Below are 11796 nucleotides of genomic sequence, written 5' to 3'. Positions count from 1 at the left end.
GTCGTGCGATACACAGGTGCGGCAGGTTTGGGCATCACGCCCATCTATCCCACTCGATTCCCTACGTGAATCCCCAACGTCAGTTTTGCAACAAAGCCCATCGGATTGGCAAAGTTTTTTTTTAAAGTTTGGCAACCGGCGCCCTTCTACGAGGCGCACCCGTCAAACCTTGTTCGAGCGTCGAGACGCCGTTTGGCTTGACAGAATTTTCGAAACGTTGGTGGCTGGGGGCATGGGCAAAACCTACTGCATGAGCGGCGATACGGAGTCCGGTCTTCTTTTTGCCGGGCCATTAGAGATTAGTGCGTTTCGTAAATGCCGCGATGCGGCCCGACGCAAGCGAGGGAATAATCGCCTCCGGCCCGCCGACCTCGAAGCTCGGGTATCAGGGCGCATTTTGGTCGAGGGGAGACATCGCAAGCGGCTTGCGCGACAGCAACGATACGACCGAGCGATGGCAGATTGGATAGCAAAAGGCGGCTCACTTTTGTATGGTCCAGACATGCCGGTTTTCTAAACTCTCCCCGAAGGGGATAGGCTGCCCAATGAGCTCGACGACTTCAACTGGGGCGGATGGCCCCAGGGCCGGCCGGTCAGCGTGGTCGGCGGGCTGACCTTTGGCGGGGGACCGATCGGCAATTACATGAGCCATGCCGTCGCGGCCATGGTCGTGCGGCTGCGTGCGGGTGATGGCCGGAACGGTCTGCTGTTCGGTAACGGCGGCTTTGCGACGCACAACCACAGCATCGTCTTGTCGCGCGCGCCTCTATCTGCGGTACGTTTTCCGCACGATTTTGACTATCAATCGCGTGCCGACGCGTCACGCGGGTCAGCGCCAGACACGAACGAGAGCTATGCCGGTCCCGGAACGATCGAGAGTTATACAGTCATCTGTGCGCGGACAGGCGCGGTGAGCGCAGGCGTGATCGTCGCCCGGAACCCCGCCGGCGAACGGTTTTTGGCAGCTGTGTCCAAAGACGACACGGCTACAATCTGAACCGTCCCGGGTTTCCTAGAGGCTATTTGGTTTGAGTCATGCAACCATATCGAGGTTCTCAAGGGCTGCATAGTAATTGGCTTCGGCCTCGGCGGGTGGGATGTATCCGATTGGGCCGAACAGGCGATGGTTGTTGAACCAATCGACCCACCGCAGGGTTGCCATTTCCACCGCTGACACGCCTGGCCACGACCTTTGCCGCCAGATGACTTCGGCTTTGTAGAGGCCATTGATGGTCTCGGCCAAGGCGTTGTCATAGCTGTCGCCGACGCTGCCGACCGATGGCACCAGCTTGGCTTCGGCCAGACGCTGGGTATAATTCATAGCAAGGTATTGCACGCCACGGTCGCTGTGGTGGATCAGGCCGTCTGCTGGACCAGGCTTGCGGGCGTGGATCGCCTGTTCCAGCGCGTCCAGAACGAAGTTGGCTGTGGGTGCCGTGCTGACTTTCCACCCGACAATCCGCCGGGCGTAGGCGTCGATCACGAAGGCGACGTATACAAAGCCCGCCCAGGTGTGAACGTATGTGAAGTCAACTACCCACAGCGCGTTGGGTCTGACGTGACCCCTGTCTTTCATCCAGCGGCAACCAGAGACCGGCCGGTGTTGTCGCGCATGAGCGCGGGTGATGCAACGGGCGGGGTCAGCCCCGCACGTTGCTGTTCAAGTTCGGCAGCGAACGCTGCCGGTGTGGCGTAGCGGAGCGATGAATGCGGCCGCTCGGTATTGTAGTCGTGAGCCCAGCGGGCGAGGATCGCGCGCGCCTGACCGATCGTGAAGAACAGCGTCTCGTTAAGCAGCTCGTCGCGCATGCGACCATTGAAACTCTCGACGAACCCGTTCTGCGTTGGCTTGCCCGGCGCGATATAATGCCACTCGATGCCGACGTCGCCGGACCAGGCGAGCACCGCGTTCGAGGTGAGCTCGGTGCCGTTATCGCTGACGATTATCTTCGGCGCACCGCGCCTGGCGATCAGCTCGGTCAGCTCGCGCACCACCCGTCGGCCCGAGATCGACGTGTCGACCACCGCCGCCAAGCACTCACGCGTCACGTCATCGACGATGTTGAGCACGCGGAACCGCCGCCCGGTGACGAGCTGGTCGTGGACGAAGTCCAAGCTCCAGCGCTGGTTGGGCAGCGCCAAGACGGGCGCAGGTGCTTGTGCGCCTACGGCGCGCTTGCGCCCCTTCCTGCGCCTGACCGTCAGCCCCTCCTCGCGGTAGAGCCGCTGAAGCTTCTTGCGGTTGATCGTGATGCCGTCACGGCGGAGCAGGATGTGCAGCCGTCGGTAGCCGAACCGCCGGCGCTGCTGCGCCAGCTCACATAATCTCGACCGCAGGTCGCCATCATCCGCCCGCCACGAGCGATACCGCATGCTCGTGCGATCCGCTCCGACGACAGCACACGCCCGCCGCTCGCTCATCCCCAACGTCGCCTGGAGATGCGCGACCGCTTGCCGCTTCGCGGCGGGCGCTACCATTTTTTTGACAGCAGATCCTTCAGACCCGCATTGTCGAGCATCGTATCGGCGGGCAGCCGCTTTAGCCGACCGTTCTCCTCCTCGAGCGACCGTAACCGCTTCGCATCGGACACCTCCAGTCCGCCAAACTTGGCCTTCCACGCGTAATAGGTCGCGCTCGACATCCCGTGCTTGCGACACAGCTCCGTCACCACCGCGCCCGCCTCGGCCTCCTTCAGGATGCCGATGATCTGTTCTTCCGTAAACTGCTTCCGCTTCATCTGTCCGTCCCTTCGAGGGCCGGTCTCTAGTTCCAGGTGGATGAAGAAACGGGGGTCACGTCAGTCACGTCAGATGAAATCAATGCCGTTGCGTCGACCAGTTGAACTCACCGTCGCTTTTTTTAGGATGTCGCGCTCCATACGCACCCGCGACAGCTCGGCCTTCAGCCGGGCGATCTCCATCTGTTCAGCCGTCACGGCTTTGCCACGGACATCGCTCAGCCGACCGGCCGCCTCCGCCTTGACCCAGTTATCCAGCGACTGACCTGACACGCCCAGCGTCCGGGCTACCGTCCCAACCTTCTCGCCGCCATGCACAAGTCGCACCGCTTCCCGCTTGAACTCAAGCGTATAGCGCGCCCTCACTCCGTCCTTCATCCTGATACCCCTTCGCTGATCAATTCCTATCAACCAAGGGAGACGTCAGGCAGGGGCAAGCTCAGTGGCTCGCAAATCAATTGGACGATCACGCGTTCACGTGTAACGGAAGAATGGGTAAATCGGGGAAAACAGATGGCGGCTTCCGTCCAAGACACCAATGCAACTCGCTCGGAGGCACAGGCCACGCGTGCCCCGTGGCAGCCTCTCGGCTTTGAAAAGGTCGCTGCCGCCGACGCAAAGGGCGGGACCGGTACGTTCAATCCCGGCGACGCGAACACCTATTCCTGATCGAGACCGGTCAGGCACGTTGCCCCACTGACCCCGGCGCGCCCTTCGTGCGCGTTGGGTTGCACGTCAAACGATACCGCTATGCGTTCGTCGGTCGCCACGTTCGCGTGAACGTGGTGATACGCATATCCGGGAAACACGATGAGAAGCCCTGGGTACGGGCGGACCAGACGTGTCGGCCAAATACCGTCGGGAAGATCGACTTTGTGAAGCGGGGGCGCGAATTCGAGACACCCTGCAGTGCCAGATTCGGGCGCCTCCACTGGGATTTTGACGTAATAGACCGCGCTGATCCACGCCGAGCCATGCATGTGCGGCGCGACGAACGCCTGACGCCCCGTGATCAGGCCGTCGGTCGATAGGCTCGTTGACTTTGGTTGCATCCGCATCAGTAGGGTGTTGCCGCCGGCGCTCACCCAGTGTTCATAAGCACTACGAGCCTTGGCGAAGGTGTCGAGCAGCGCCGCGCTCGCCGGGGCTCCGGTCCGTCCATGCGCGGCCACTGCCGCCTGCGGCCCCCCCTTAACGCGCAATCCGTTGCGAATGACGTCGAGCGCGATTTCGCCGCTCGCTACGGGTTTGAGTGCGTGGAACTCGGCGCTTAGCGCGGCATTGAAGGCGTCGAGCGAGGCAAAGCCGACCGGCACATCGATCGTCTGGTGCCGCAGCAGTGCATCATAATCGAGCAAGCGGTGCAATTCCACGGTGCGACCGAGCAACGCGAGCGAAACGCAATATTGCGAGACGATCCAGCCGCGTGAACCGAGGCGCTCGAATGATTGCAGGCAATGCGCCTCCAGGTCACTCCCGGCGCGGCGGCGGATCATCGCCTGTCCGATCCCGCGCGCCGCCAAGCCGTCAAACGGGTCGAGGGCGAACGCTTGCGCATAGGCGCGGTCCGCCGCGTCGTCCTCGCCGGCCACATGCAGCGCATAGCCCAACACGCCAAGGTAATTGGCGTTTCCAGGCTCCAGTGCGACCGCCCGCTGCGCCGCGTCAAGCGCTTCGGCAGCCCGCCCGGTGAGCCAAAGATACGCGGCCGCCTTTGCCCATGCTTGCGCGTCGTCCGGATCGATCGCAAGAATGTTTCTCCAAGCCATCACAGCGTGGCGATCGTCTCCTGCATTCGTGCAGGCCTGAGCATAGCGGCGTGCTAAAGCCATGTCGCCGGGCGCAGCAGCCGAGGCGTCGGCGAACAAATCGAGGATCACGGAGCGCGTGCGAGGCTGGGCCAGATCAATCATTGAAGCTCCAAGACGGCGGCGATGATGCAGGTTGTCATCACCTCTTGTGGGTCGTATCGGCTACTCCATGCAGTGCCAAGAAGTAACCCGCGTATTTCGGCCCGGCCAAGATGTGCAGTATCGCTACCTCGCCCACGGCCTCATCGTGAATTCGCAGTTTTCGTTGCCGCAGCTGCGCGCACTTTCCCCAGAATCCGCTCAGACACCTGATGTTACAATCGTGTTCGGTCCAGTCGCTGAGCCCGTCGTTTCGCAGCCGGGTCATCGCCGCGGCCTTATTCGCGGCCAATTTCGGTACGAAGTGCGCGAGGGACGCCACATCGTGATCGATCGGTTGCGGGGGTTTGTCGCCAAGAACGTTGCGGACGGCATCATGAGCCGCGTGCTGACGGTGCTTGTCTACCAACGCGGCATGCTGCCGCTGCATGCCAGTGCCGTCGCGACGGCCAACGGCGTCGTCGGCATTTGCGGTCAGTCGGGTGCCGGGAAATCGACGCTTGCCGCGGCCTTGGTCGCGGCGGGCGGCGTGATCGTCGCCGACGACATCCTCGTGCTTGGACACGCCGGGACCTTCGAAGTTTTTCATGGCGCCTGCGGCTTCAAACTGTCCGACGCGTCGCTCCATCACATCGGTCGATCCTCGGTAGGCCTTGATTTGGCAAATGAAGTCGAAGGTAAATATTTCCTGCCAGTCGCCAGCAACGGCCCCACCACGCCATTGCTACTGGACCGGGTGGTGCTCCTGCGCGAGGGGTCGCCCGAGATCACGCCGGCGTCGCGCCTGGAGGCGCTTGCCGAATGGACGAATTGCGTCCGCATGCCCGAGCTGATAAATACAGCTCCCAACGCTAAGGCCGTCTGGCAACGCTGGGCCGATTTGACGACCGCGATCGACTTGCTGTACGTCGCGCATGGGCGGCGCATGGCAGCGCTCAGTCCCATCGTCGCCTATCTCAATACACCGTACGCCCTTACACACTGACATGCGAGAAGAGCCGATGACCCCGCCAGCGAGCGTGCTCTCCAGCGAACAGCGCGTCATGCGCAAACACGATACGATCGAGTCGGGCCTGGATGACGCGATCTTCGTGCTCGATACCGCGACCGGCAATTGCTTCTCCTTTTCCGGGCCCAGCAAGACCCTGTGGGAATTGCTGAGCGCGCCGACGACCGCTGACGAAGCCGCGCTAAGGCTTTTCGCGGTCTATGAAATCGATCAGCTCGAGTGCCGCGCGGAAGTGCTCGCACATTTCTGCAACCTCCAGGACGAAGGCTTGATAACCCTAGTAGCCGGGTGACCGACACGATCGAAATTGCCTTCTGTTTTAACGACGGTTTCACTTTGCCCGCCGCCGTCGCAATGCTTTCGTTGCTGGAAACCAATCGCGGGCAGGTCAGGATCCACGCGCTCACCGATCCAGCGTCGCGCGCCGCGCCGCTCCTGCGTCAGATTGCCGCGCGCTATGCCTGCGAAGTGCGCGTGGTCGATGCGGCGCTCGAAATTGCGCATAGGTTCGATCCGACCACCAACTACGAGACCGACGCAACCGCGATCTACCGCCGCATCTTCCTGCCGAATTTGCTGCCTACGCTTGACCGCGTGCTGTATCTCGATTGCGACGCCATAGTTCGTGGCAGTCTGCGCGATGTGTGGAAAACCGATCTGTCCGACGCACCCATTGCCGCTGTGACCGACCCATGGATGGTGACGCTTGCGGACACGCGCCGCGACTATCCTGGGGGGTATTTCAATTCGGGCGTGATGCTGATGGATCTCGCGCGCTGGCGTGCCGAGAAGGTGACAGAGCATTGTATTGCCGACATACAGGAGCGGCAGACGCGCAATGTGGGCACGCGTGGCGATGCCGTTGGGCATCACAATGATCAAACGCCCTTGAACGCAGTGTTGCGCGGCCGATGGCGCCGCGTGCCGCCCCGCTGGAACTGCACAACCTACCATGCCCCGGGTCTCGCGACCGATCTCGACATGAACCCCTCAGTGCTGGCGGACTCGGTCGCAAATGCCACGATAGTGCACTTTCTTGGTGCCTATAAGCCATGGCTTGCGGGCTGCGAAGCGATGACCCTTTGGCATCGTGAATTCGACGCGACGCGCCGCCTGCTAGAACGCAGCTACCCCGTGGACCATTTCGTCTGGCCCGGGGCCTTCACCGTCAATGCGGCAGCGCGGCGGTTGCGTCGCATGATGGCGATGCAACTCGTCCACATGGCGCAGTCGCAAGGTTTTAGTCGATGCGCCGTCGTGTTGACGGGATTGCTCGCCCGCGAAATCCTGATCGCCGCCCGCGAGCAGCGTTTGTCGGTGGCATGTCTCGTCAGCGAAAACCCGGTCTTTTCGGGCGGTGTGCTCGATGACATCCCGATCCTGTCGGTCGACGAGGCGATCGCTGCGGGTCACCGCGATTTGATCATCGGCGACTTTCGTCGGTTGCCGCGTGTCCGCGAAAACCTGTTGGCGCAGGCGCGTCTTGCCGAGGTCGATCTGAGACTGGTGACGATCGATGGCTGATCGGTCCGCCACATGACCGCGCTGGCTGGCGTGTGGCTGCTTGACGGTCGACCAGAAGCGGCGTCGAGATGCCGCGCCATGCTGGCCGCCCAGGCGATGTACGGCGGCGCCGATGCCGCCGATGCCGCCGAATGGTCGAACGGCGACATCGCGCTGGGACGGAGCCTGGTGCGACAGTTGCCCGAAGATCGCTTCGACCGCGGTCCCGTGCTCGGCGGAGAAGGTCGGTTCGTGCTCGTCGGTGACGTGCGGCTCGACAATCGCGAGGAGATTGCAGCGCAAGTCGGGCTGCAGCGCGATCGCCTAGCGCTGCTAAGCGACAGCGATGTCCTTATGAGCGCTTATCAACATTGGCGCGACGATTGTCTCGAGCATTTGCTCGGAGATTTTGCCTTTGCCCTGTGGGATAGCGGGCAGCGGACCCTGATGTTGGCGCGAGACGCCTCGGGACAACGCCCGCTGCATTACCACGTCGGAGGCGGCGTCGTCGCTTTCTCAACGATGGCGGCGGGGTTGCACGCGCTCCCCGAAATCGATGCAGCGCCCGACGAGGAGCGGTTGTGCCAATTCGTCATGTCAGCCCCCGGCATCGGCGAACGTACGTTTTCCCAAGGCGTCCGACGTGTCGAGGCCGGTCACTCGGTGGTCTTGTCGACGTCGGGAGTGGTCCGTCGACGGCACTGGAATCCGGTCCGGGAGCCGATCCGTTTTTCCCGCTCCAACGACTATGTCGATGCGATGCGCGAACAGCTAGATCTCGCGGTCGGTCGCCGGTTGCGGAGCGTCGGCGCGATCGGCGCGCAACTGAGCGGGGGCCTCGACAGCAGCGCGGTCGCAGCGACCGCGGCCCGACTGCTCGCCGGGTCGGGCGGCAGAATAAGCGCGTTCACCGCGGTTCCACGATCCGAGTTCATGGCCGATACCGGATCCGATCGGATGTCGGACGAAGGCGCACTCGCTGGGGACGTGGCGGCAATGCACCCCAATATGGATTGGTTCACCACCAGCTCCGTAGGTCGGTCGCTGATGCAGGACCTTACCGACAATCTGACCTTTGCCGCGCGGCCGGCGCTCAACCTTTCCAACGTTGGCTGGATTTTCGACACTTACGAGGCAGCCAGAACGCGGGGCGCAAAAGTCCTGCTCACGGGAAACGCCGGCAATATAACGCTGTCGTATTCCGGGTTCGAACGGCTACCCGAATTGCTCCGGCACGGGCGCTTGAGATGCTGGGCCCTCGAAGCAAAGGCGTTGACGGCACACGCCGGGATGTCTTGGCGTGGGGTCGCCGCGATGAGTTTTCGCCCGTTTGGCGCGGAGCGCCTGTGGCAATGCGCTGCGCACTACTTTGGCCGTGCGGAATCGAATGGGATGTCGTTTACCCTGCTTGCCCCCGCTAGACTCCCGGCCGCGAGACGAGCAATGGCCGCAACTGGTGCAGCCCGTCGACAGCGCACCGATCCTTTTGCCGCACGGCTGAGCGCCTTGCGCAGGGAAGATCCAGGCTTGGGCGTCAAGGCGGCACTGGCTGGCTGGGGTATCGACCTGCGCGATCCGCTCACCGATCGCCGTCTCGTGGAGTTCGCTCTGCGCGTTCCTAGTGCCGAATATCTCCGCGATGGCCAGCCCAGGTCGCTTGCGCGGCGCGTTCTCGCGGATCGTGTGCCCGCCACCCTCTTGAACGAGTTGGGAAGGGGGCGCCAGGCAGCCGATTGGTATGAACGTCTTGAGTCTGCCCGCCCCGCGCTGGCGGATGAAATCGATCATATCGGTGCCAATGTCGTAGCCAGCCGTCTGCTCGACGTGGCCCGAATGCGGAACATGGTGCAAAAATGGCCCATCAATGGCTGGAACGGCGCTGATAGAGTCGCTGGCTATCGTGTTGCATTGTTGCGCGGACTCTCGGCAGGCCATTTCGCACGAAGTTTTGCCCATCAAGAGCCTGTCGTTGCACCTCCGCCCGACCGCTGGTCTGATCGCTGATTTCTGGATCGTTCGGTCGCGCCGATCAGCCCGGGCATCGTAATAACCCGGCTGGCAAGTCGCCGAGCGAAACGGCTTTGTTGCAAAACTGACGCCGGGGGATTCCCGCAGGGAGTCGAGCGGGATAGATGGGCGTGATGCCCAAACCTGCCGCACCTGTGTATCGCACGACGAACTGGCCTGAGTATAATGCGGCGCTGAAGCGGCGTGGGTCGCTGGAAATATGGTTTGATCCGGAGATGCACTGGCTCTCGAAGCCGTGTGGTCGCCCTGGTCGCCCGATGCGGTTTTCGGACGGTGCGATTGAGCTGTGCCGCCGGCAGAAGACGTTGAAGGTCAACCTTGGCGGACGGGCCAACCCGGGCGGTCTGCACTTGCTGGTCGACAGCACCGGGATCAAGATGACGGGCGAAGGCGAGTGGAAGACGCGCAAACATGGCGCATCCTACCGTCGCCAGTGGCGCAAGGTGCATCTCGGGATCGATGCTGGAACGCTGGATATCCGGGCCATTGAGGTCACGACCAATGCGATTGGCGATGCGCCGACGCTCCCCGATTTCCTGGCGCAAATCCCTGGAGACGAGCAGATACTCAGCGTCGGCGGGGATGGCGCTTACGATACCAGGGCCTGCTATGCCGCCATCGCAAAACACGGTGCCGACGCGGTCATCCCGGTCCGCCGCAACGGCCGACCATGGACGAAAGATGGTCCCGGCGTTGATGCGCGCAATGAAGCGCTACGCGTAACAAAGCGGCTTGGTCGGGCCATCTGGAAGAAGTGGAGCGGCTATCATCGTCGCAGTCTGGTCGAGACCAAAATGCACTGCTTCAAACTTCTGGGCCAACGCGTTATGAACCGTCCCGGGTTTCCTAGAGGCTATTTGGTTTGAGTCATGCAACCATATCGAGGTTCTCAAGGGCTGCATAGTAATTGGCTTCGGCCTCGGCGGGTGGGATGTATCCGATTGGGCCGAACAGGCGATGGTTGTTGAACCAATCGACCCACCGCAGGGTAGAGGTGGCTCGGCAAATCTGGACAGGCTTCTAAGTGGAGTTTCTGCCTGAAGGCGGCCAGCATGGCTGCCGAACAGGAGATGAGATGACGAAGCGAACACGCCGGAACCACAGCCCGGCATTCAAGGCGAAGGTAGCCCTGGCAGCCGTGAAGGGCGAGAAGACGCTGGCCGAGCTGGCGCAGCAGTTCGACGTTCACCCGAACCAGATCACGACATGGCGCGGCCAGTTGCTGGAAGGGGCGGCAGGAGTTTTCGGGTCAGAGGGCCATAGCGAGCCGGCCGAGCCGGCGATCGACGTGAAGACGTTGCACGCCAAGATCGGCGAGTTGACGCTGGTGAACGATTTTTTGTCCGGGGCGCTCAGCAAAGCAGGACTGTTGCCGAGCGCAAAACGATGATCGACCGTTCGCATGCGTTGCCGGTGACACGGCAAGCGCGCGAGTTGGGGATCAGCCGCGGCAGCGTCTATTATCTGCCCAGGCCGACCTCGGCTGCCGACCTCGCGATCATGCGGCGGATCGACGCGCTGCACATGGATTTCCCGTTCGCGGGCAGCCGGATGTTGCGCGACCTGCTTGCCGCCGAAGGCATCAAGGTCGGCCGGCTGCACGTCTCAACGTTGATGAAGAAGATGGCAATCGAGGCGATCTACCGGCGGCCGAACACGTCAAAGCCGGCGCCGGGGCACAAGATCTACCCGTATCTGCTACGGAAGCTGGCGGTGACGCGGCCCAACCAGGTGTGGGCGACCGACATCACGTACATCCCAATGGCACGCGGCTTCGTCTATCTGATCGCCATCGTCGACTGGTTCAGCCGACGGGTGCTGGCATGGCGGCTGTCGATCACGCTGGAGACGGATTTCTGCATCGAGGCTTTGGAGGAAGCGCTGACGCGCTTCGGGGCGCCAGAAATCTTCAACACGGATCAGAGGAGCCAGTTCACCAGCATGGCGTTCACCGCCGTCCTGCACCGGGAGAAGATCGCGATCAGCATGGACGGGCGCGGCGCCTGGCGCGACAATGTGTTCGTCGAACGCCTGTGGCGCTCTGTGAAATACAAGGAAGTCTATCTGCGAGCTTATGGCTCGGTCAGCGAGGCCCGCGCCTCGATCGGCCGTTATCTAACATTCTACAATGGCCGGCGCCCGCACTCATCGCTTGACCGCAGGACGCCCGATCAGGCTTACTTCAACCAACCGCTTCTCGCAGCGGCATGAAACTGGCGGACATTCCACTTAGCAATCGCGCCGAGCTGTTCAAATGAACCGAGCCACCTCTGTCAGCGCGTGCAGTCGTACGCAAGCTTACCGAGGTTGCTAGTGGTAAGAATCAGACGGATGGTCCCCGCCCAAACTGCTAACGAGAGTGGTTTGCGGCCATTCTATGGGGATTCTTCCGTCTGATTTTGACCACTAGAATCTGACCTAATTAACGCCACTCCCACGATCCTGACGGTTTTGAGACACCTCGCGTTGCGTCCACTTTGACGAACGGAGACGGTGATGCGACAGGGCTTTGTTGCAAAACTGACGTTGGGGATTCACGTAGGGAATCGAGTGGGATAGATGGGCGTGATGCCCAAACCTGCCGCACCTGTGTATCGCACGACGAACT

8 protein-coding genes and 4 pseudogenes are annotated in these 11796 nt (G+C 62.0%); 7 read left to right on the top strand and 5 right to left on the bottom strand.

What is annotated here, in order from left to right; genetic code table 11:
* Window positions 1-643 precede the first annotated feature (643 nt).
* Complete coding sequence (locus IEV62_RS17750; RefSeq protein ID WP_229733382.1) at window positions 644-997, top strand: TLP1 C-terminal extension domain-containing protein; 354 nt, start codon at window positions 644-646, stop codon at window positions 995-997.
* Between the two features lie 36 nt (window positions 998-1033).
* Here the strand turns inward: IEV62_RS17750 and IEV62_RS17745 are convergent.
* The 4 genes and pseudogenes from IEV62_RS17745 to IEV62_RS17730 all read right to left on the bottom strand — a co-directional run.
* A pseudogene (locus tag IEV62_RS17745) lies at window positions 1034-1555 on the bottom strand (IS3 family transposase); the annotation flags it as partial.
* 17 nt (window positions 1556-1572) lie between these two features.
* Window positions 1573-2738 (bottom strand): IS3 family transposase gene (locus tag IEV62_RS17740; RefSeq protein WP_188449872.1). Its coding sequence is split into 2 segments (ribosomal slippage): window positions 1573-2477 and window positions 2477-2738, totalling 1167 coding nucleotides; the frame shifts between segments, so codons are not numbered across the junction.
* Between the two features lie 111 nt (window positions 2739-2849).
* Window positions 2850-3116, bottom strand: a pseudogene (locus tag IEV62_RS17735) (transposase); the annotation flags it as partial.
* 281 nt (window positions 3117-3397) lie between these two features.
* A complete protein-coding gene (locus IEV62_RS17730) occupies window positions 3398-4507 on the bottom strand; it encodes a putative 2OG-Fe(II) oxygenase (RefSeq protein ID WP_229733384.1) in 1110 nt (369 codons plus the stop codon).
* A gap of 190 nt (window positions 4508-4697) precedes the next feature.
* Here IEV62_RS17730 and IEV62_RS17725 point away from each other — a divergent pair, with 190 nt between their 5' ends.
* The 5 genes and pseudogenes from IEV62_RS17725 to IEV62_RS17705 all read left to right on the top strand — a co-directional run.
* Window positions 4698-5633 carry a hypothetical protein gene (locus IEV62_RS17725; RefSeq protein ID WP_188449866.1) on the top strand — a complete coding sequence of 312 codons (936 nt, stop codon included), beginning with the start codon at window positions 4698-4700 and terminating at the stop codon, window positions 5631-5633.
* A 16-nt stretch (window positions 5634-5649) separates the two neighbouring features.
* Window positions 5650-5949, top strand: a complete 300-nt coding sequence (locus tag IEV62_RS17720) for a PqqD family peptide modification chaperone (protein ID WP_188449864.1) — start codon at window positions 5650-5652, stop codon at window positions 5947-5949.
* Window positions 5946-7181 carry a glycosyltransferase family 8 protein gene (locus tag IEV62_RS17715; RefSeq protein ID WP_188449862.1) on the top strand — a complete coding sequence of 412 codons (1236 nt, stop codon included), beginning with the start codon at window positions 5946-5948 and terminating at the stop codon, window positions 7179-7181. Before IEV62_RS17720 ends, IEV62_RS17715 begins: the two co-directional genes overlap by 4 nt.
* Window positions 7182-7193: 12 nt before the next feature.
* Window positions 7194-9164, top strand: a complete 1971-nt coding sequence (locus tag IEV62_RS17710; protein WP_188449860.1) for an asparagine synthetase B family protein — start codon at window positions 7194-7196, stop codon at window positions 9162-9164.
* 137 nt (window positions 9165-9301) lie between these two features.
* Window positions 9302-10024, top strand: a pseudogene (locus IEV62_RS17705) (IS5 family transposase); the annotation flags it as partial.
* Window positions 10025-10055: 31 nt separating this feature from the next.
* On the opposite strand, the pseudogene IEV62_RS17700 reads toward IEV62_RS17705, so the two are convergent.
* Window positions 10056-10181, bottom strand: a pseudogene (locus IEV62_RS17700) (IS3 family transposase); the annotation flags it as partial.
* 82 nt (window positions 10182-10263) lie between these two features.
* Here IEV62_RS17700 and IEV62_RS17695 point away from each other — a divergent pair.
* Window positions 10264-11399 (top strand): IS3 family transposase gene (locus tag IEV62_RS17695; protein ID WP_188449858.1). Its coding sequence is split into 2 segments (ribosomal slippage): window positions 10264-10531 and window positions 10531-11399, totalling 1137 coding nucleotides; the frame shifts between segments, so codons are not numbered across the junction.
* The last annotated feature ends 397 nt before the right edge of the window (window positions 11400-11796 follow it).

Source organism: Sphingomonas psychrolutea (genome assembly GCF_014636175.1).
Taxonomy (GTDB): Bacteria; Pseudomonadota; Alphaproteobacteria; order Sphingomonadales; family Sphingomonadaceae; genus Sphingomonas; species Sphingomonas psychrolutea.
The sequence above is the reverse complement of the archived record's forward strand: the minus strand, read 5'-3'. Positions and strand labels throughout refer to the sequence as shown.

Coding starts and splice junctions, on each gene's coding strand:
- IEV62_RS17750 (WP_229733382.1), top strand. CDS start 644: ATGAGCCATGCCGTCGCGGCCATGGTCGTGCGGCTGCGTGCGGGTGAT.
- IEV62_RS17720 (WP_188449864.1), top strand. CDS start 5,650: ATGACCCCGCCAGCGAGCGTGCTCTCCAGCGAACAGCGCGTCATGCGC.
- IEV62_RS17710 (WP_188449860.1), top strand. CDS start 7,194: ATGACCGCGCTGGCTGGCGTGTGGCTGCTTGACGGTCGACCAGAAGCG.
- IEV62_RS17730 (WP_229733384.1), bottom strand. CDS start 4,507: ATGGCTTGGAGAAACATTCTTGCGATCGATCCGGACGACGCGCAAGCA.